Here is a 20,605-nt window from a genome sequence, read left to right as displayed (position 1 = left end):
GCCTTTCAAAGCTGCTGGAGTTGCGAAAGCGTGAGCGGGGCAACGGCGTAATCGCCGCTGCCGTCGAGACCGGTGACCTCGGCGATTGCGTCGATGTGGCGCGACGAGCCGCGTCCCGCTATGAAGACGATCAGATCTATCGCCTCAGCGATGAGCCGGCGGGGAACGGTGACCACCGCTTCCTGGGCGAGTTGCTCAATGCGATAGAGAGCCGAGCGCGCGGAATTGGCGTGTACGGTAGCGATGCCGCCTGGGTGCCCGGTGTTCCATGCCTTCAGCATGTCGAGCGCTTCCGCGCCCCTCACCTCGCCCACGATGATGCGGTCCGGCCTGAGCCTCAGCGTCGAGCGCACGAGATCGGCAAGGGTGACCGAGCCCCGCCTTGTTCTCAGGGCAACGCAGTCCCTGGCCGCGCACTGCAGTTCGCGTGTGTCCTCGATCAGGATCACCCGATCGTCGCATTCGGCGACTTCAGCCAGCAGAGCGTTGGCGAGTGTTGTCTTCCCCGAGGAAGTGCCGCCGGCGATCAGCATGTTGCGCCGCTCGCGGACGGCCTTTTTCAGCGCATCGGCCTGCAGCGGCAGCATGATGCGTTCGGCAACATAGTCGGCCAGGGTGTAGACTTTCGCGGCGGGCTTGCGGATGGCAAAACATGGCGCCAACACCACAGGTGGCAGCAGGCCTTCGAAGCGTTCGCCAGACGGCAATTCGGCACTGACGATCGGGTTGTCGGCGTGCGCCTCGGCGCGCACGTGCGAAGCAACCAGGCGGATGATACGTTCTGCCTCGGACGGGTGCATGTGAACGTCGGTATCGACCCGACCTTCGCCTAACCGGTCGAGTCGCAGCGCGCCGTCGGGATTGACCATCACCTCGATGACGGACGGATCGGCCAGGGCTTCGGTGATTGCCGGACCCATGGCGGTGCGCAGCATGACACGCCGCCGGTGGTCGGCCTCGGGATGAGAGCTCATCCTTCCCCTCCCCCACCATTGTCTTTGCTAAGCGACTTTTTGCCGGAAGCGATCTGGCGGCCGACCTTCTCAACGAATTTCTCGAAACGCTCTTGGGCAATAGCCTGCGTTGCCCGATCCGGGACCGGCGTGTGGGCGTGAAGGGTGATCGAAAAGCGGATGAAGAGCGCCAGGCTCTCCAGGATCACCTCGGAATCGCGCCTGACGTGGGCAAGATCGCGGGAGAGCCGGTCAAGCCTTACGCCGTAGCGCCGATCGAACTCGCTCTCGCCACGCCGCTCGATGAACGCCTCGATCGCCTTCGCCACGATCGCTGATTTGGTCGTTGACGGATCGCGACTGAGGTTGTCCAGTTTCTCGCTGAGCTCCGGCTCAAGCAGAAACTGATGGCGAATGCGGTGCGGCTTCATGCGGCTCGTTCCGACGGCCCGGCGTTGCGCCGGCGACGGGAGAAGCATCGGCCAGACGCTCAAAATTGCTTATGGCCGTTATCTACGCTGAGGTGCGCTCTGCAACTCAGCGGACTTCAGAAGCCGGGAATGACATCGTCGCCCCTGCCCTCGTTGATACCGTAGGCGCGGGCCGCAGTGGAAATCCGATCCATGACACGCTTGTCCGCGAGCGCTTCGCTGTCATCGTCTGCGGGCTTGTACAGATCGGCCTGATCGGGCTCTTGAGAGACAACAACGTCTTCTTCGGGCAGGCTTGGATGGCGTTGCTGCTGAACGCCTCCCTCGTCTTCAACTGGCGCGTCGGCGCTTTCCTCGTCCGCAGCAAGTCGGCTATCGACGCTGCACACTTGTCCAGTCCAGCCGTCCGGGCGTGATGCAGGGCAGTCCGCATAGGGTCCGTCGTGCAGCACCGGCGCAGGCAGCACCCGATCTGTGAAATTCTGATCCTGATAATAGCGCAGCTTCTTGGCGCGGATCGGCGGCAACCCAGAAACCAGGACCAATTCGTCTGACGGCGGCAATTGCATCACCTCGCCTGGCGTCAGGAGCGGGCGCGCGGTTTCCTGGCGGCTCACCATGACATGTGAAAGCCAGGGCGCAAGCCGATGGCCCGCATAGTTGCGCATCGACCTAAGTTCGGTTGCGGTGCCGAGGGCATCCGAGATGCGCTTGGCCGTGCGTTCGTCATTGGAGGAAAAGGCAATTCGCACGTGGCAATTGTCGAGAATAGCATTGTTCTCGCCATAGGCCTTTGAAACCTGGTTCAAAGATTGTGCGATCAGATAGGAGCGAATGCCATAACCTGCCATGAAGGCGAGCGCCGTTTCGAAGAAGTCGAGGCGACCGAGCGCCGGAAACTCGTCCAGCATCATGAGCAGCTGATGCTTACGGCTCTTCTTCGGGTCCCCCTCCAGACGCTCCGTCAACCGCCTGCCGATCTGGTTCAAGATCAGTCGCACCAAAGGCTTGGTGCGCGAGATATCCGAAGGCGGCACGACCAGATAGAGCGACAGCGGTCGCTCTCCATCCACTAGGTCAGCGATGCGCCAGTCGCAGGACGAAGTGGCCGCCGCGACCGTTGGATCACGATAAAGCCCAAGAAAGGACATGGCGGTCGAGAGGACGCCTGAGCGCTCGTTTTCCGACTTGTTCAGGAGTTCGCGAGCCGCCGAGGCCACTACGGGATGGACCTGAGGGTTATGCCCCGTCCCGAGATGGTTTGTCGTCATCATCCGCCGTAGCGTTGCGGCAAACGAGCGTTGCGGGTCCGACAGGAAGGTGGCGACGCGGGCTAGCGTCTTGTCCTCTTCAGCGTAGAGCACGTGCAAAATGGCGCCAACTAGGAGTGAATGGCTGGTCTTCTCCCAGTGATTCCGTCGCTCCAGCGCGCCCTCGGGATCGACGAGGATGTCGGCGATGTTTTGAACGTCCCGGATCTCATCTGGGCCTTTGCGCACCTCCAGCAGCGGGTTGTAGCGTGCCGATCTCGGGTCGGTCGGATTGAACAGAAGGCAGTACGAGAATTTCGACCGCCAGCCGGAGGTCAACTGCCAATTTTCGCCTTTTATATCATGAATGATGGCAGACCCGGTCCAGGAAAGTAGCGTTGGAACAACCAGCCCCACGCCCTTGCCCGAACGCGTCGGCGCAAATGCCATGACGTGCTCCGGGCCGTCATGGCGCAGATAGCGATCGTTCAGCCTACCGAGGAAAACGCCCGCCGGCCGTAACAACCCTGCCGTCTCGACCTCATGAGTCGTGGCCCACCGTGAAGACCCATAGGTCGTAACCGACCCGCGCTGTCGCGCGCGCAAAAGCGAGCCTGCGATTGCGGCGGCACAGCCCAGGAATCCGCTGGCGCCTGCAAGCGTACCGGCTTTGTCGAAGACCTCCGGCGCATAAGCATCGAAGTGGAACCACCATTCAAACAGCTTCCACGGCTTGTAGATTGGCCAGCCGGCGAAGAGAAACCATGGTGCGCCGAGAGGCGTCTGGTAGGTCAGCATTTGAGCGCACCATTGGGTTGCCGTCCATACGCCGATAATGACAATTGCGCACACAACGGCGATCTGCCCGATCAGTAGCTTCGTAGGTGTCATCGGCTTGGCCCGCTGAACAACGCGACCTAGCATCGCGCGGTGCAGCCGGGACAGGAATGTTCCTCACATACGATTTGGGAGCAATGAACGACTTCCTACTATGCAGGTCGGTCAGCACGCGTGTTGCGCCTTCACGCGACACCATCCTCTCCATTCACCCTGAGGCCCGGCGCCGCCGACAGTTGCGTGACCGCTCCTCCGCAAAGTTATCTTCTGCGTTCAGGGAGCCAGGGCGCCTGGGCTGGCTGATGAACACCGTCCGCTCGCGCATGTGGGGTCGAATTGATTTGTGCCCAAGTGGAGGCAGGCTCATCATTCAACAGTTGCCGCAGTTCCCCTGGCTCGAACGCCATCATTGGTGGGGAGGCAGGCTCGTCTTCCAACAGTTGCCGCAGTTCCCCTGGCTCGAACGCCATCATCGGTGGGGAAGCGGGTTCATCCTCCAACAGCTGCCGCAGTTCCCCTGGCTCGAACGCCATCATCGGTGGGGAAGCGGGTTCATCCTCCAACAGCTGCCGCAGTTCCCCTGGCTCGAACGCCATCATTGGTGGGGAGGCAGGCTCGTCCTCCAACAGTTGCCGCAGTTCCCCTGACTCGAACGCCATCATTGGTGGGGAGGCAGGCTCGTCTTCCAACAGTTGCCGCAGTTCCCCTGACTCGAACGCCATCATTGGTGGGGAGTCAGGCTCGTCTTCCAACAGTTGCCGCAGTTCCCCTGGCTCGAATGCCATCATCGGTGGGGAGGCGGGTTCATCCTCCAGCAGCTGCCGCGGCTCTTCCTCGTGCGGCAAGCGCCTCCTTAGCCGGTCTTGCAGCGCCTGCCGATCGGCAACGAGGTTGTCGAGGGGCAGCGGCTCGTGGTCTGGCCGCTGCCCTTTCACCAATCGTTCAACCAGCGCCCACGTGCCCTCCAGGACAAATACGCCGCAATCATAATGGTTCGTCTGTCTGGCCATGGGGGCTGGCGCCAAGGTAGCATTCAGCAGTCCTGCGAGCTGTTTTGCAGGCACGTCGTTATATCCCTCTCGCTGGAGGGAGTCGTAGTGATAGGCGAACCGCCTTTCGGGGTCGCGGCGATCAACGAGCAGCAGCGACCAATGGGTGCCGGGGCTAGTAGCCGTGCCATTATTCACTGGCAAGAACAGGAAGTCGGCTGTGGCGTTGTTTTGATTATAGATGGACTGCAATATGCCTCGAGCGTCTTGCGGCGACGTGTGTCGCAGTAGATGGGATACGGAAGGATCCACCAGCCGAGTCCGGGCAGCGAGCGCCGGATTGATCCCCTGCAGTTGCCGCTCCAGCAAATTGTAATCTCTCTGGACATGGGCGTCGCTCAGCCATTCGGCGGCGCCGAGCACCCGCCCCGTTGCAACGTTGGACGGGGCTGTCGGATCGAGCGCCCCGATCTGAGCCCCAGAGGAACTGGTCGTCAGTGTGGTCACATCAACCAGTGGAAGGCCGCGGTAGGTGCCTGGCAGCTTAGCGGTTGCTGGCGAGGCGGGTTGGGGAGCTCTTGCCGGTGCCGCTGGCCCAGCTTCAGCAGCGGCCCCAACGCGCCTGGTGACTGCGTCTGCCGGATGAGCAGCAAGGACAGTTTCGCGCCCGAGCACAATGCGCGGCAGGATATCCCGGAGGTGAGCCAATGCAGAACCGATACTTAGTCTATTACCATAGGAGACAGCCTTGAAGCTCTCAACATCTTTATCCAGCGATTTGTCGTGAATCCGAGCGGCAATCCCAGGCTTGTTATTTTGACGCAGATACTGGCTAAAATGTCTAAGAAAATTTGTATAGCCGCCCACGGTATCTGGATTCCGTCCGGTCGCAGGCGCTGCCAGGTACTCCTTGGTCGAAGCGGCTCTGTAATCTCTAATGAGCTCGGCATCGTCAGGATAGGGGATCACGAGAGGGCGACCCATAATCGGGGCTCCGCTTGTCGACTTCTTGAGGTAACGCAGTGCGCCAGCCACGGTGGAGGAACCACCCGTACTCTCGTACTCCTTGAGATCCTGATCCAGCGACGAATGGTAAAGCCGAGCAGCAAACCCTGGCTTGTTGTTTTGAAGGAGCCACCGACTAAAGCCGAAAAGAGAATTTACATTGAAAGTGACCGTGTTCGCGCTGGCCTTACCCGCGTGGAATGCTGCCCTCAGCCCTTCGATAGCGGTCGCATCGTTGGAATAGACAGGACGCTTGTCGGAACCGTTGGGGACTACAATTGGACGATCCGGCTGCACTGTCGAGGACATCGAACCACCACCTCCGGGATGCGGTGCTGGGGTGGATTCGTGTTCATCCCTCTGCCTGACGAGCTGCGCCTCAGATTCCGGTGTAGCCACCTTATGAGGATCCTGCATCGGTTCGATCCCCTCCATCTCCTGCTGCAACCAAGCCAAAGCTTGGCGAGCGGCGGCTTCATCAACCGCGGAGGATGTCTCCACACCTCTGGCGGACGCCGGCAGAGCCTGCTCCGCCCGCCGTCGAAAGAGCTCTGGCGAGGCGGATTTCTCCGCCCACAATCTGGGCTGCGTAGCGAGTCCCCGTCCAGATTTATGTGGCACCGCCTCGCTTGGCAGCGGGCTGCTCCTGTCCCGTGCAGCTACCAGCCCCTCCGGGGCGCCCTGGTCGCCGTGGCGCCAGTTCAAGTGAGGGACGGCCTCTCCAAAGTCGGGTGCTTGGTGTTGGTGCGCGGTTGGGGCGAGAGACAATGGTAGATCGGTGCCCTCCTTATAACCTACCGGCAGGAGCTCCTCTGGCCAATCGAATCCCTGCTGTGGTGCGGTATGCTGAGCAGCGTCGCCACGGGGACGAGCCTCCATGCTGACCGCGTTTTCCAGATGACTCCCGAGTATAACGCGCGGCGGGTGCTTGCGGATATAAACCAGTGCAGATTCGATCGGAGCTCCACGAGTAGAGGAGGCGGCCTTGTAGCTCTCAACATCTTTATCCAGCGATTCATCGTAAATCCGGCCCGCAATCCCGAGCTTGTCATTTTGACGTAGGTAATGACTGAAATGGTTAAGAGCAGTTGCGTAGCCGCTCGCGGATCTGAAATGTCTAGTGAGCGCGGCGTCGTCAGGATGGGGGTTCAGGACAGCGCGACCCACAATCGGGGCGGCTCCGCCTATCGGCTTCATCAGTTGACGCAGTGCGCCAGCCACTGTGGAGGAACCACCCCTACTCTCGTACTCCTCGAGATCCTGGCTCAGCGACGGATGGTAAAGCCGAGCAGCAAACCCTGGCTTTTTGTTTTGAAAGAGCCAACGACTAAAGCCGAAAAGAGAATTTGCGCTGCGAGTGACCGTGTCCGGCCTGGCTTTACCCGCAAGGAGTGCAGACTTCAGCCCTTCGATGGCGGTGGCATCGTTGGAATAAACAGGACGCTTGTCGGCACCGTCGGGGGCCACAATTGGACGATCCGGCTGCACTGTCGAGGGCATCGACCCATCGAGATGCGGCGCTGGGGTGTATTCGTGCTCATCCCCCTGCATCGCGAGCTGCGCCTCCCGTTCCGATGTACCCACCTGATGGGCAGGGAGTTGCATCATCGCGCGAGCGCCTGAGTCACCAACCTGACCTGGTTGCCGCTCAGTGACAGCATGCTGCAGATTGCTTTGGATCCTCTGCCTCTTCGTTGGTCTCAACTCACCTTTGCCATGCGAGCCATTGACGAGGACATCCTCGCCTGGTGCACTCATCAACTCATCCGCCGCCTGCAATTCGCCCAAGTGCTGCTCAAAACCGGCTTGGCCGGCTTGTCCGCTTGCTCGTGCGGTACGGCGTGCTGCACCTGCAGCCAAGCTGCTACGATGAATGTCCAGTTTGTACGGGTGCACGCTAGCCTCACTTCCACAGATCACATGAGCAACCTACTCAGGCAAGCTTTCGAAAGGCTGACGAGGTCCGCCGCCGCGGAAGGCGAAGGCTGGTTTTCTGCTCAGCGGTTGACGGCCTAGCGTGTTGCGGCCGCGCCGGGTATCACGCCAATCAATCTGAATAGTCGATGCGTCAAACGAACCAGGATAGGATTTTCGTAGCGGGGCTGCTCTACTCACTCTTGTCCTGAGGTAGAATTCAACCATATCGCCGAGCAACTGGATGCCGATTGGATACCCGATCCGGAAAGCTTCAGCTCATATGTGACGCGAGGATGAGAATCGTGGCAGCTCCAGACCGACGGGCTGCCACCCACAGCGGCGATGACCGACGAGGGTCTTCTATTGCCAAGGTAATCGTCCGTTCGGGGACCTATGTGTTCCTATGCTCGTCGAGCGGATCGGGTGGGCCGCACCGCCGTAGCGTTACGGCGAGCGGAAGCGGCGTTGGGTGCGGCTTTTCCCCTGAACGCTTCACACCAGGCTGATAGGGGATCTTGCAATCGCACACACGCGGTCTGCAGGCGTGCCTATCAAGCAGTTTGCTCAGACCAACGTCGCGGCGAGCCTATCCTCAATACGCAGCGCAAGTCCTAGACTCCACGATCGTCCTTCGGTGCAGATTTGCTCGCGCCTCGCCCTGATTACAGCCGATAAGGCGAGCTAACAATTGCAAGAGCCACAAGCTACTCCAGCTCGATCGGTTTGCTGTTCCAGTCGGGCGGGGTCTGACCGAGAATGTTGCGAACGAAGAAGTCTAGGAGTTTGCGCTCGGTGTAGGTGCCTAGAGTATGGTGATTGGCACCAGGAACGTAGACAATGTCAAAATCTTTTCCTGCCTTGATGAGTCGATCGGCAAGCTGGAACGAGCAAAACGGATCGACATTATCATCCATTTCGCCGACCGCGATCATCAGCTTGCCCTGCAGCCTGTGAGCATTGTCAACGGCGGAGGATTGCGAATATTCAATGCCGACCGGCCACCCCATCCACAGTTCATTCCACCAGGTCTTGTCTATCCTGTTGTCGAAGCAGCCGTTTTTGGCGACGGCGACCTTGTAGAAATCGGGGTGAAAGAGCAGCGCGCTGACTGCACTCTGGCCGCCGGCGGATGCGCCAAAAATGCCGACGTTGGATATGTCGTACCATGGATATTGCGCGGCCGCCGCCTTGTGCCACAGAATGCGATCGGGAAATCCTGCGTCCTTCAGATTCTTCCAAGCAACATCATGGAAGGCGCGGGAGCGGTTGTTGGTGCCCATGCCGTCGATCTGAGCAACGACGAAGCCCAGCTGCGTGAGCGGCTCTGTCCACCGCGAGAAGGATTTTGGGACGAAGGAGCCGTGGGGTCCAGCATAGATATTCTCCACAACCGGGTATTTCTTCGTCGGGTCGAAGTTGGCTGGCAGGTGGAGCACACCCCAGATGTCAGTTTTGCCGTCGCGCCCCTTGGAATGGAAACTGAGCGGCGGCTGCCAGCCTGCGGCGACGAGCTCGGAAATGTCGGCCGTCTCGATCTGCTGGAGCTTGGCATTGTCGCTGGCGCGGTAGAGTGCCATGCGCGGGGGCAGATCGATGCGTGACCAGAGATCGACATAATAGCGCCTGTCAGGCGAGAACTCGATATGGTGGTTGGCCGGTTCGGGCGTCAGTGCAGTCAGTCCCTTGCCGTCAAAGCCGATGCGGTAAGCATGGACCCAATAGGGGTCCTCCTGCGAGTTCATCCCGCTCGCCTCGAACCAGATCTGACGCTTCACCGGATCGACATGGTTGACCCTCCGGACGACCCACTCACCTCGGGTGATCTGGTTTTCGAGCGCGCCTGTCCGGCCGTTGAAAAGATACAAATGCTCATACCCGTCGCGCTCTGATGCCCAGATGATCTCCTTCCCGTCATCGACATCGTAACGGAAGATTTTTCCGGCATCCTCCTGGCCATGCCCCAGCGGCAAATAATCCACGAATGTCTCGCTGGTCTCATCGATCAGGGAGCGCCCGCGGCCCGAGGCGGCGTCTACCTCGACCAAGCGATAGAGCTGATGCCCGCGCTGGTTATATTCGAAAGTGAAGCCGCGGCTGTCCGCCCACCACCGGAGAGGGGAAAGTTCGAAGACGTTCGAGAAGAGGGCACCGTCAATCACGATCTGGCGCCGGCCGGCAATGTCGAACAGGACTGGTTGGGGCAGCGGAAGGACATCGCCCGGCCTGGGATAGAATATTGTTGAATATTCCCGCTCCAACTGGTCCGTCGATGAATTGAGGTAGCGGACCTCTCGCCTATAGCCGGGGCGAACAAGGTAAGCGGCGAGGTGGCGCGAGTCCGGCGACCAGCTCAGCGTCGAAAAGACGTAGCAATTGCCTTCGGCTCCGTCCCGGCTCAGAGGAACATCCTGCAATCCGTCCTCGCTGCGCAGGAAAACGTTGCAGTTCTTGATATAGGCGATCCATTTGCCGTCGGGCGACGCGTTGCTCTTGTCGGGGTTGTTCTCCGCTGGCGGCGTGTAGCGGTGGCTGAGCTCCCTACGGTCCCCTTTCCTTGCATCGAATGTGGTGCTGGTACAGTCATAGCTTGCAAGGTCGCAGCTCCACCGGGTGTCTTCAATCTGGAAGTCGAGCCTGCGACCATCCTCACTCAGTTCGAAACGGTCGAACGGAAGATTGCCGGCTTGATAGCTCTCATGGCTCACCTTGTTTAGCGCTGCCGCCAGACGCGCCTGATCGAAAGCGGGCCGCTTGAAACCCGTGGCAGCATCGACCTGCATGAACTGCTGCTCGCCGTGGCTAGTCCGGCGGTAGACGAAGGCTTCACCCCCGGTCAGCCAGAAAGGCATTTTGGGGACATTGACAGTGAGCCCGCCATATCGATCGTTGATCGTAAGTGCGCGCTTGAAATCGGCCGGCGCTAGCGTCGGGTGTAAACTTTTCGAACCCTTGGCCAGCGTCTGAGTTGCCGATCGCCATGCCGCGCGCGTCAAAGCGCCGATCCTGGACATACCTGTTCACTTCTTTCGGTTTTCGGAATGCTAATTTTGAAGTTGGGTTCTCGTCGCCGGTCTGCAGCAGCGCCGAGCGTCGCCTTGGAGGAGAGCCAGCACGCGGGTGCAGCCAGGCACGCGCAACAGGGGCGCTCCTTGGACATCCAGGCACTGGTTCGGGTGCCGATTGAAGAGTTGGCGTCCGTCGCCGAAACAACCAGGAAAGAGCGTCCATGCAGCCCTGACGCGACTATTTCCCCGCGAGTATGGCCGCTTGCTTTTCTGCATCATCTGAAAGGTCCTGCTCTAGTCGGGCCGGATGTCACCCCGGCAGATTGTGCTATTTCGACAATCTCCGAGCGATTGCCGCCGGCCCATGACGAGGTTTACCGATAGGGCGCAATATGCGTGCCAAAGGAAAAGCGGTTTAATACACGGCAATCCGCCTATGTCGCATCCCCAACATCGTCGCACACCGGACAATGCCGGACGATATTGTCCCGGGGCGTCAAATTGGTTTGATGGTGACCCAACAACTGGCGGATGACGATCTCGAAATGCGCGACAACGGCCTCGGTGGACACTGTCGCCGCGCCCAGCACGCTGGCCGCCTGCCCGGCGATGTCCGCGCCCAGGCGGATGGCCTTGGCCACGTCGACGCCATCGCGGATCCCGCCCGACGCGATCAGCTTCACCGTTGGCAGCGCCCGACGCACCGCCTGCACGCTGGTCAGGGTGGGAATCCCCCAATTGGCGAATGACATCGCCACTGCACGGTCGGCGGCATTGCGGGCGCGCTCGCCCTCCACTGCGGCCCAACTGGTGCCGCCGGCGCCGGCGACATCGATTACCGCCACGCCCGCCTCGACGAGCGCACAGGCCACCGAGGCGGACAGGCCGCCCCCACTTCCTTGGCCACGATCGGCACGCCCACGATGCGCGCGGCGCCAGCGATCAGCGCCAGGACGCCGCGCCAGTCGCGGTCGCCCTCCCGGCTGTACCGCTTCCTGCAGCGGATTGAGATGGACGATGAGCCCATCGGCCTCCAGCGCGTCCACCGCGCGACGCGCCAGGTCCAGGCCGTCGGCCTCCCGCAGTTGCGCGGCGCCGATATTGGCCAGCAAGGGAATGTCTGGCGCCAGGCGGCGCAGCGCGCGCGTTAGCCCCTGGGAGTTACGGGATTGCAGGCTCACACGCTGCGAACCGCACATGGCGATCCGCAAGGCTTGCGCTGCCTCGCTCAAATGCCGGTTGATGGCCTCGGCCCGTGGCATGCCGCCGGCCATAGAGCTGATCAGCAGCGGCGCGCGCATAGCCTTGCCCAGCAGCGAGGCGCGCAGGTCGATCTGCGTCAGGTCCAACTCGGGCAGTGCGCAGTGTTCGAAATGGATGTACTCCCAGCCAGCGGCCACCGTGGCCGGCGCCGTTCGCCGATCCAGCACCAGCGAAGCGCGCAGCTGAGCGCAGCCCTCGAATCCGGAGAGAACGCACGGTACGCCGTGCCCCAGCGCCTGCTCCACGGCGGCGAGCTGCTCCGGCGCGATCAGGCCAACGTCGTTGCAATCGTCTAGCCAGAACAGCAGCGCCAGTTCGCGATAGAACGCCACGATCAGCGTTTCGTTCTGCGGATCACGGCCGGTGCGGGCGCTGGTGTCGCGCAGGCTCGGGTGAATGCGTTGCAGGATTGGGGGACGCGTGACGCAGTCAAAGCTCCCCTTGCCAAGCACGGAGCAGGCGAGTGAGAGAGCAGATGAATAGGCGTGTCGCCAATATTTTCGCATTGCTATAATCGATTATAGTTGTGAGGAGCAATTTGAGACCATTTACTTGCGGCTCAAGTCACCCATAAAAGAAGGCAAGCACCGATTCGGTAGCTTATCCCCTGTCTTTCGCGTACTCGCGGCCGTGGCGCCGGGTGAACGATTGAAGACCGCCGGTCTCACTCGCAGGTGGGCGCCAGGGCGTGGGACGGTTGGCAAGCCACAGGAGTAGGACAATGTCGAAGGATTCGGGTAAGGGCGATAATCACGGCGGCGGGCCGGGCAAGATCGAGATCACGATGGTGGTGAACGGCCAGCCCACGCAGGTCGAAGCCAATCCCAACCAGCCGCTTCACGTCATTCGTACCAAAGCCCTTGAGAACACGCAGAATGTCGCCCAACCAGCCGAGAATTGGGAATTGAAGGATGAGGCCGGCAACTTGCTCGACGTCGACAAGAAGCTTGGCGATTTCGGTTTCCCGAATACTGTGACCCTGTTCCTCAGCCTGAAGGCGGGCGTCGCAGGTGCCTAAACCCCAAAGTGTGGATCCGGAGGTCTCCCGAGCGAAGTTTGATCGGGAGATCGGCCGGTTCCGGCCATATGCTGATGTCTATCGGGCTCAGGGCTGCTTCTTGATCGAGGCGACCTTTCCGCGCGCTTTCTTCATTTTCGCAAGCCTCAAGTTAAAACCACGGGTGATCAGCGCAGCGAGCGAGGTCGACTTCACCGACTACGACTTAAGACCACCGTCCGTGGTCTTCGTCGATCCGTTTACGCGTCATCCGATTGCCCGGAAAGATCTATACCTGAAAATGCTTAGACGTCCGCCGCTGCCCGGAACGCCGCCGGAGATGATAGGAGCTCTCATCCAGCAGAACGCCGTGCCGCTGACGGACTTCATCCAGGCCAACAGTCCCGAGGACGAACCATTCCTGTGCATGGCGGGCGTCCGGGAATACCACGACAATCCAGCCCATTCAGGTGATCCATGGCTACTTCATCGGGGTTCTGGCGAAGGCTGTTTGGCCTTCATCCTGGACAAGATCATCAAGTACGGAATCATTCCTATAGAGCAGTTGCAGATTCAACTCCCACCGGCAATCGTAGGAATGGTGGTATCCCCTCAGGCGATACAAGAATGACTGGTTTGAGAGATGTAACGATCGTGACTCTCCCGCGCGGCTGCATCTCGACCACGCATGGGCATCTGCGCTCAGTTGGTCGCGAAGGCAATGAGGGGATGGCGCTCTGGGTCGGCGTTCAGCAAGACCGGCACTTTGCCGTAACAGAGACGGTTATCCCGGCGCAGCGTCACATTCGGACAAACGATGGCGTTTGCGTGATCGTTGCGGCCGAAGAACTGCACCGGCTCAATGTCTGGCTCTACAAAAGCGGCCTGAAACTCTTGGCCCAGATTCACAGCCATCCGGGCCGCGCCTACCATTCGACGACGGACGACGCTTATGCGGTTGCTACCACGGTTGGGTGTCTGTCGCTGGTAGTGCCGAATTTCGCCCGCGAGCCTTTCGATTTTGCTCGGGTCGCCGCCTATCGGCTTGACGAAAAGGCCAAATGGAATGCGCTCCCTCCCGCGGCACTGTCGCGAATGATCATGATATCGAGTTGAACAATGGCATTCGCTAACTTCATCGATCGTGCCGCCACGGCGGCATCTCAGGTCCTGGCCGATTTTCATCTGGGAGACTTCAAAGCAGCTCTTGAAAAGCAGGTCGTGGCAGTCGCCTTCGACCATCAGGCCGCTTCCTGCGCCGAAGGCCAGGCGACACTAGATCTTGCGGTGAGATTGCTCGCTAGGCTCTACCCGGTTCTGGCGATACTCCCGCTGGACAGCGCGGCGAGCTCTCAAGCCCAAGCGCTGGAGCGCTTGGCAAAGTCGATCAATCCAAAAGTCGGCATCCGGCGTTCCGGCAAGTCTGCCACCGTCTGCGTCGTTGCAGGGGTAACGCGCCCATCACTCCGGTGCCCGATCTTTTTCGTGGGATCGGACGGTTGGGCGGCAAAGCTGTCGCGTACGGACCCGGTGGGCTCTGGCCCAAGTCTGCTGCCTTTTGGAGCTGGCGCCGCCAGTTGCTTCGGCGCCGCCAACGTCTTTCGAACTATCTTCGCCGCCCAGTTGACCGGCGCCGAGTTGGACGAAACCATCGACCTCTCGCTATGCAGCTACGACAAGACCAAAGCCGGGGAGGCTGGCCCGATCGACTTCCCAGTCGACCTTGGCGAAACCCACCTCGTTGGGCTCGGTGCGATAGGCCATGGCTCGCTTTGGGCGCTAGCGAGACAACCCGATCTCAAGGGTCGTCTGCATGTAATCGATCACGAAGCGATCGAACTCTCAAACCTGCAGCGCTACGCATTGGCCGGCCAGGCGGAGATTGGTATGTCCAAGGCGGTTCTTGCAGCCACCGCCCTTAGATCGACTGGCCTTGAGGTCGAGGCGCACCCTCTGACGTGGGCAGAATATGTTGCGCGCCGGGGCAATTGGGTCTTAGACCAAGTGGGTGTGGCGCTTGACACCGCCGCCGACCGTCTGGCTGTCCAAGGTGCACTGCCGCGATGGATCGCAAACGCTTGGATGCAGGAGCACGATCTCGGTATCTCCCGGCATGGTTTCGATGACGGCCAGGCTTGCCTTTGTTGCATGTACCTGCCATCCGGAAAATCCAAGGACGAGCACCAGCTGATTGCCGAGGAACTCGGAATACCGGAAGCACACGAGCAGGTGAAAACGCTCCTGCAGACAAATGCCGGAGTTCCCAACGACTTTGTAGTTCGCGTGGCTACAGCGATGGCTGTGCCGTTTGAACCGCTAGCCCCGTTTGTCGGCCAGCCCCTGCGCTCCTTTTATCAGCAGGCTATCTGCGGCGGTCTGGTGTTCCAGCTTAGCGAAGGAAGTCGCCGCGTTCGAACTGTGGTTCCGATGGCCTTTCAGTCGGTGCTTGCCGGGATTATGCTTGCCGCGGATTTGGTCAAGCATAGTGCGGGGTTTCCCATGAGCCCGACGACGAGCACTCGGGTGAATCTTCTGCGCCCCCTTGGCTCTCACTTGCACGATCCGAAGGCCAAGGACTCCAGCGGCCGCTGCATCTGTAGCGACGACGATTTCATTGCCGCTTACAGGCGCAAATACGGAGCGCGTTGATCAGGTAAGCGATGTCTCGGCCGCCTAAGCAGACGCGCACCTCTCCGTAGACGCAGGGGGCGCGGCTTGTGGGCGTGACCATGGGCGCCATTATGACACGCTTGGCCCGCTCCTTTGCCGGCCTATCGTCCTCCGCGCATGATCCCGTGCCGACGTGATGATCCAGCACCAGCCGCCATGGCACCAGAGGCTGGTCAAACCTCCGTTGTTGGCCGGTTTGGACAGTGCTGCATCAGGTCTCGACCGACGTCTCGACAGTCAGGGCTGCTTCGACGGGTGTGAAGATGTCAACATCGACCCCAGGCGCCCGAATCGTCACAATCAGGGCGTACCGAGCCAGAGCGTCGACGCGTTCCAGGTAAGGCTTCTCCTTCCACCAGCCCCCGACCGGGAACACGCCGATCGCGTCACGCTCGGCGAGATCGGCGGCGCTGCCCGACCAGAAATCGGCGTGCAACGAGCCGCGATCGCGGAAGGTGCCGAGCAGCCACTCTTCTCCGCCTCCAGCAGGCGCCCCTTCCTCCTCGTCCCGAGCGGCCTGATTGATGCGGGCTCGGAATTCGTCGACTGTCTCGGTCGCTGACTTTACTCTGAACCGAAGACCATGGGACGCGTAACGATGCCGGCGGGTCCATCCGCGTTCACCGGGGTTGGGTTCGATGAAATAGGACAGCGTGACGCGGAGCTCGACCTGGGCAGCGCCGAGCGCCGCGAGCTGCTCCTTCGGCCAAGGCAGGCGATGCAGCTTCATGTCACGCGTTTTGGCAGCCGCGCCGCCCTCGCGCTGGAAAGGCTGAAGCTCATCTTCAACGATAAGCGTGAGGTCGTTCACCGTTGACAGAAGCGCGCGCCCAAGATCTGGCACGCCGTAACCATAGCGCCGCACGAGCGCCTGGATCTCGCCCTTCGCTCCGTTGCACGCATCGATGCGTGCGCGCATCGCCGGAGTCCATTCGGCCGAGTGGACGATCAGGGCGCGAACCGATTCAGGCCACAGCTCGGGGCGCGCTGATAGAATTAGTCCCGCCATCCGTGCGGCATGGGCCGTTGCCGCGCTCGTATCTCCGAGGGTGGTGAAGTGGCGCAGTTCGGGTCGACAGAAAGTGGTCAATATCTGCAGATCGTCGATCGGCTCGCCGGGCAACACACCGTCATGGGCGAGATTGCCGCCTTCGAAGACGACCTCGGGCTTCACCGGCCACTGCCTGTCCCAAACGACCGAAGTGCGACTGCGCGGCGAGAGCTCGCCGACCGGCGCGATCGGAGCGTAGCCCGAAAAGTCGGTGTCAATGATATCGACCTTTTCTGTGAAAGCGCCGACCGTCAGCGCATTCCAGGCCTGAGAAGGATCATCGACTGCTTCCAGATCGTTGCGCGTCAAATGCTCGGCCGGCATGAGGTCATCGCCGATGTTGCCGGCAGAGAGAACGATCAAGCGTCGCTGTTCCTCTTCGAAACAGAGTTGGTCGATAGCGGCAGACCACGATGTGGGCCTTCCACGCGCCGGACTGGCGCTTGTCACAGCCATTGCGATCGCGCGGCGGCGCTCCGGCGCCTGCACCTCGGCGCGGGCGATCGCTTCCGCGGTGATCGCGCCATAGAGTTCTGGATCGTTTGCCTCGTCTTCTGGCGGAAGGATACGAACACTCTCCAGCCGAAAGGGCAATGGAACTGGATCGCCTCCGACCAGGAGCGGGACCAGATCACCGTACAGGCCGACACCTGCCATTCGCGTCCCGTGGCCGCTCCACGCAGGTGTGTCGTCGCTGCCCCATGCCGGTTTGACGGTGTGCCAGTCTTAAACGGCAAGTGCGGGTTCGATCAACGGGTGGGTGCGACGCACGCCGCTGTCGAGAATGCAGACCGCAATATCGGATTGAGGCGGTCTGACGCGCCCGAGAAGCTCGTCGCTCCAGTCCCTTTGCTCCGCGCCGCCAAGGCCCAGGAAGAAGGACGGCGTATCCTTCGCGCGCCGCAGCTCGGCGACGACATCGCTGTGCGCAATCATGCGGTCGAGCATTGCCGTGCTGGCGAGGGCCAGCATGACCACCCGCTCCGGAAACCTAACCGCATGCGTGCGCAAAGTGATGTTCAGGGCTTCGGCAATGTGCTCGAAGTTCTCGCGGCGACCGTCGCGCAGCCAGACTTCCCACCACACCTGCTCGTCAGCGGCCTGGGGGAAGAGGTCGTCGTGGTCGGTAAACAACGATCGTGCAGTCGCCAGCCTGACTGTCTCCATGCGGGAGACGAGCGGCTCGTTGCGCGGTCTGCCGCGGTCAGTATCAACGTCTCGATACGCCTCGACTTTCCGCAAATAATAGGCTTGCGCGCTTTGCGGCAGGAACACCGACGCTGTGATGGGAGCACCGGGTTGAGTTGGCTCATGGACGGCGACCAGCTCCATGTGCTGGCGACGATCGGCCAACTGGTCGAGGGCCGCCCGTCCGGACATGGGCAGATCGATCGCGAGGTAAAAGCCAGGCGTGCCGACCGACAGCTGGGGGTCACGCGCCGCAATCTGCTGGCGTGCACTTTCGACCGCTTGTTCGATGGATTGCGTCAAGGCCGCAGCATGCGACGCCCGATCACGCGCCGGCAGCGGCGGTGCATGTATAAGTTGGTTGGGCCGCCGATAGGCTTCCCGAATGCCGTTGTTGCGAAGGTGGATATGGGCGCGGTCGCGCGGAAAATCGTCTGCCATTATGATCTGTGCTGTCGCTACTCAAACAGCGACGCCTGCCGGCGTTCCTTCAGAGCGTCGATGAGCGCTTCCGAGGTGATCCGCTTCCCCCCCCGCAATATGATGGTTTTTGCAGCGTCGTCGGCCGCGCGCGTGATCTCGGCCTGCGACAGTCTCTCTGCCTGAGAGATCGCCTCGTTCCAGGCAAGCCCTCTGGTGTCGAAGCGGTCGAGTCGAGCCCGAAGCAGCGCCTCTATAATCGGCCGATCGGGCACGGCGTATTCGATGACATCGTCGAAACGGCGGAACAAAGCTCTGTCGAGCAGCTCGGGATGATTTGTTGCCGCAATAATCAGGCTGTGGCTGTCGTCTTGCTCGAGAAACTGCAGAAACGAATTCAGCACGCGCCGAATCTCGCCAACATCCTGGCGTTCGCCTCGACGCGCGCCGATGGCATCGAATTCGTCAAAGAAGTAGACGCCCCGCGTCGCCTGCATTGCATCAAAAACAAGCCGCAGCTTTCCGGCAGTCTCTCCCATGAACTTGGTGATCAAACCATCGAGGACGATCGTGAAAAGGGGCAGATGAAGCTCCCCGGCCAATGCCGATGCGGTCATCGTCTTGCCTGATCCTGGCGGGCCGACCAGAAGCAGTTTGCGACGGGGAACAAGCCCGTGCTCGCGCAAGCTTGCTTGTTGGCGCTGCTCTCCCAGCACGCGGTGCAGGCGCGAGCGCAGACTGTCCGGCAAAATCATGTCGGTCAGTCGCAGGTCCGGATAGCGCACATGCAGGAGCCCTGCGAGCTCGCCCTTTGGCTGAAAAAGGGGAACCGGCCGACTGCTCTTGACAATCCGGGCGTCCCTGCTCTTGGCTGCGTCGACCAGATCCTTGAGCTCCTGAGCAAGCTTACCATGGCCTTGACGTGCCTCATGCGCAGCAAGCTGCATCGCGATAGAGAGGAAACGATCCTCGTCGCCGGCAATGTGGCTTTTAAGCAGCGTCACGATATGGCGGGCCGTGGTCATGGCTCTCTTCTGGGGTATCCGTTTACTTGGCGAAGCGCATGCAACCTAAACGCTTTCAACGGCGATTTGTATCGCGCAATGGTGTTTTTTCTCTTGTCGATGTTCGCCCGTGGCAACTTCAGCGGTGAACTGTTGCGCCGCGGTCATAGGCCAGCCGGAATAACGCCGGCCAGCAGACAACAGTCCGCATCTTCGAGCGCTCGAAGTCTGGCCACTCACGCAGCGTGTCGGGTCCGAACGCTCCAAAGCCGCCCCGCCTGGCAGGTCCATGCGACCGATTGCGGGCGTGCGGCCATAAGGTCTACGCGGGCTCGCATGGCTGCCCGCGCCGCTGGCTAAAAAGCTGTACACCATCTCACGAAACACCAGGTCCGCTCCTTTGCCGGCCGACGGTCCATGAAATCCCCTCCCCACTTACAACACCGGAGACCTCCTTGCCCACATGGCGCTCAAGCACCGGCCGCCATGGCACCAGCGTGAACTCGCGCGACTTTTCAACGACGGCATATTTTCCGCTGGCAAGCTCGACGGAGCGGCGGAGCGTACCCTCTACTCGTCCTCCGGATCGCGCTTCGGCATAGGGCAGGCCAAGTTCCTCCGACAGTTGGCCAGCAACACGGTTCAGTTCTCGCTGGCGCAGGATCGAAAGCATGTTGGCTCGATAGACGATCCCATCCTGTTCTTTATGCGCGAGGCCTTGCGCGATCAGCCACTGCCGCCGGCGAGCTTGCGCCTCTCTCACGTCGCGGCCGAAGCCGGATCCGTGCAAAGGCTCGGGTCTATCGGCAACCAGCTCCCGGTCGAGCCAGGTGGCGCCGTTGAAGCTGACCTGTCGCTCCAGCGCCATTGAGGAGAGCTTGTCGGCAACGACAGGCTCGGCCCTGGCCCGCTGGCCCTCATAATTCGCGACGCGATCGAGATGGTCCGGCGCGATGAGCCAGGTGCCGTTCGGCTCTCGCTCGACGCCGCCGGTCGCGCGGCGGATCGCCTCCAGCCGCCGCACATGCGTTCGCGCAAAGCTCTCGGTGGCGGATGGGTCATGCTTCAGGTGCATATCGACGTCGTAACGGCCGCCATGCGCGGCGGCGATTTCGGCGATGGTACGATCGACCTGCCTCGGCTCGGTGTTCCTTGGCGCGACACGCACGATGCAGCCATTAGGCATCGTTTCCATCGCCTCGCCTCTACCGATGTTGATCCAATGGCTCTTACCGTCGACGGCGTCGACGATCATGTAATGGCGGTCATTGATCTCGTCGGCCAGTCCACGCGCGACAACGCGACCGACGAGAGACTGGACGGGCTCGCCGGATCGATCGTGGATCACCCAGTCGGCGGCCCTGCGGGCAAGCCCCTTGCCGGTCAGTTCGCGGTGCATGGTCTTGATGATGTCGCCGCGTTCGCCGGTGCGGCGCAGCGTGGCTTCGAGCTCATCGTCGAGGCGCCAGGAGCCAGCGCCGACCTCCGCGGCCAGACCCATCCGCTCGAGCTTGCGCAGCCGTCCCTGGTGCAGCGTCTGGCGAATGGCGTCGGGACCGCCCGGCGAGACCAGGCCGTCATCATCACGCATGCTGAGCAGCCGACGGTCGATGCTGGTGAAGCGT

At 61.2% G+C, this 20,605-nt stretch carries 11 protein-coding genes and 3 pseudogenes; 4 read left to right on the top strand and 10 right to left on the bottom strand.

Annotated elements, in window-relative coordinates; all coding sequences use genetic code 11:
- Positions 1-5 precede the first annotated feature (5 nt).
- The 7 genes and pseudogenes from trbB to EN804_RS37715 all read right to left on the bottom strand — a co-directional run.
- The gene (trbB, locus tag EN804_RS31025; protein WP_024502850.1) at positions 6-974 is read right to left on the bottom strand and encodes a P-type conjugative transfer ATPase TrbB; all 969 of its coding nucleotides are present in this window, start codon (positions 972-974) and stop codon (positions 6-8) included.
- A complete protein-coding gene (locus tag EN804_RS31020) occupies positions 971-1,384 on the bottom strand; it encodes a CopG family transcriptional regulator (RefSeq protein ID WP_095488561.1) in 414 nt (137 codons plus the stop codon). Before EN804_RS31020 ends, trbB begins: the two co-directional genes overlap by 4 nt.
- Before the next feature lie 116 nt (positions 1,385-1,500).
- A complete protein-coding gene (locus tag EN804_RS31015) occupies positions 1,501-3,525 on the bottom strand; it encodes a conjugal transfer protein TraG (RefSeq protein WP_024502848.1) in 2,025 nt (674 codons plus the stop codon).
- Positions 3,526-3,731: 206 nt separating this feature from the next.
- Positions 3,732-7,253 carry a Ulp1 family isopeptidase gene (locus EN804_RS31010; RefSeq protein ID WP_245454737.1) on the bottom strand — a complete coding sequence of 1,174 codons (3,522 nt, stop codon included), beginning with the start codon at positions 7,251-7,253 and terminating at the stop codon, positions 3,732-3,734.
- An 833-nt stretch (positions 7,254-8,086) separates the two neighbouring features.
- Positions 8,087-10,393 carry a S9 family peptidase gene (locus EN804_RS31005; RefSeq protein WP_126080685.1) on the bottom strand — a complete coding sequence of 769 codons (2,307 nt, stop codon included), beginning with the start codon at positions 10,391-10,393 and terminating at the stop codon, positions 8,087-8,089.
- Positions 10,394-10,908: 515 nt separating this feature from the next.
- Positions 10,909-11,832 (bottom strand): annotated as a pseudogene (gene fni, locus EN804_RS31000) (type 2 isopentenyl-diphosphate Delta-isomerase); the annotation flags it as partial.
- A pseudogene (locus tag EN804_RS37715) lies at positions 11,821-12,060 on the bottom strand (hypothetical protein); the annotation flags it as partial. The pseudogenes EN804_RS37715 and fni, both read right to left, overlap by 12 nt.
- A gap of 311 nt (positions 12,061-12,371) precedes the next feature.
- Here EN804_RS37715 and EN804_RS30995 point away from each other — a divergent pair.
- Genes EN804_RS30995 through EN804_RS30980 form a run of 4 tightly spaced genes read left to right on the top strand, consistent with a single transcriptional unit; the run spans position 12,372 to position 15,296 of the window.
- Positions 12,372-12,668 (top strand): DUF2604 domain-containing protein, encoded by a 297-nt coding sequence (locus EN804_RS30995; protein ID WP_126057779.1) that lies wholly within the window; start codon positions 12,372-12,374, stop codon positions 12,666-12,668.
- Positions 12,661-13,278 (top strand): putative metal-binding protein, encoded by a 618-nt coding sequence (locus EN804_RS30990; protein WP_126057778.1) that lies wholly within the window; start codon positions 12,661-12,663, stop codon positions 13,276-13,278. Before EN804_RS30995 ends, EN804_RS30990 begins: the two co-directional genes overlap by 8 nt.
- Positions 13,275-13,763, top strand: a complete 489-nt coding sequence (locus EN804_RS30985) for a Mov34/MPN/PAD-1 family protein (protein WP_126057777.1) — start codon at positions 13,275-13,277, stop codon at positions 13,761-13,763. The genes EN804_RS30990 and EN804_RS30985 overlap by 4 nt, the downstream gene beginning before the upstream one ends.
- A 3-nt stretch (positions 13,764-13,766) precedes the next feature.
- Complete coding sequence (locus EN804_RS30980) at positions 13,767-15,296, top strand: E2 ligase fold family C protein (protein ID WP_126057776.1); 1,530 nt, start codon at positions 13,767-13,769, stop codon at positions 15,294-15,296.
- Between the two features lie 232 nt (positions 15,297-15,528).
- On the opposite strand, the pseudogene EN804_RS30975 reads toward EN804_RS30980, so the two are convergent.
- From EN804_RS30975 to EN804_RS30965, 3 genes and pseudogenes are all read right to left on the bottom strand, one after another.
- A pseudogene (locus EN804_RS30975) lies at positions 15,529-17,997 on the bottom strand (S8 family peptidase).
- 17 nt (positions 17,998-18,014) lie between these two features.
- On the bottom strand, positions 18,015-19,001 hold the full coding sequence (locus EN804_RS30970; protein WP_126057775.1) for an ATP-binding protein: 987 nt from the start codon (positions 18,999-19,001) through the stop codon (positions 18,015-18,017).
- 355 nt (positions 19,002-19,356) lie between these two features.
- Positions 19,357-20,605, bottom strand: a 1,249-nt coding sequence (locus EN804_RS30965) for a DUF3363 domain-containing protein (protein ID WP_135897786.1), incomplete at its 5' end; no start/stop codon positions are given.

It is taken from the genome of Mesorhizobium sp. M8A.F.Ca.ET.161.01.1.1 (genome assembly GCF_004792105.1).
Lineage (GTDB): Bacteria > Pseudomonadota > Alphaproteobacteria > Rhizobiales > Rhizobiaceae > Mesorhizobium.
The sequence above is the reverse complement of the archived record's forward strand: the minus strand, read 5'-3'. Positions and strand labels throughout refer to the sequence as shown.

Excerpts from the sequence above, each read along its gene's own strand:
- trbB (WP_024502850.1), bottom strand. The coding sequence starts at position 974 with ATGAGCTCTCATCCCGAGGCCGACCACCGGCGGCGTGTCATGCTGCGC.
- EN804_RS31020 (WP_095488561.1), bottom strand. The coding sequence starts at position 1,384 with ATGAAGCCGCACCGCATTCGCCATCAGTTTCTGCTTGAGCCGGAGCTC.
- EN804_RS31015 (WP_024502848.1), bottom strand. The coding sequence starts at position 3,525 with ATGACACCTACGAAGCTACTGATCGGGCAGATCGCCGTTGTGTGCGCA.
- EN804_RS31005 (WP_126080685.1), bottom strand. The coding sequence starts at position 10,393 with ATGTCCAGGATCGGCGCTTTGACGCGCGCGGCATGGCGATCGGCAACT.
- EN804_RS30995 (WP_126057779.1), top strand. The coding sequence starts at position 12,372 with ATGTCGAAGGATTCGGGTAAGGGCGATAATCACGGCGGCGGGCCGGGC.
- EN804_RS30985 (WP_126057777.1), top strand. The coding sequence starts at position 13,275 with ATGACTGGTTTGAGAGATGTAACGATCGTGACTCTCCCGCGCGGCTGC.
- EN804_RS30980 (WP_126057776.1), top strand. The coding sequence starts at position 13,767 with ATGGCATTCGCTAACTTCATCGATCGTGCCGCCACGGCGGCATCTCAG.
- EN804_RS30970 (WP_126057775.1), bottom strand. The coding sequence starts at position 19,001 with ATGACCACGGCCCGCCATATCGTGACGCTGCTTAAAAGCCACATTGCC.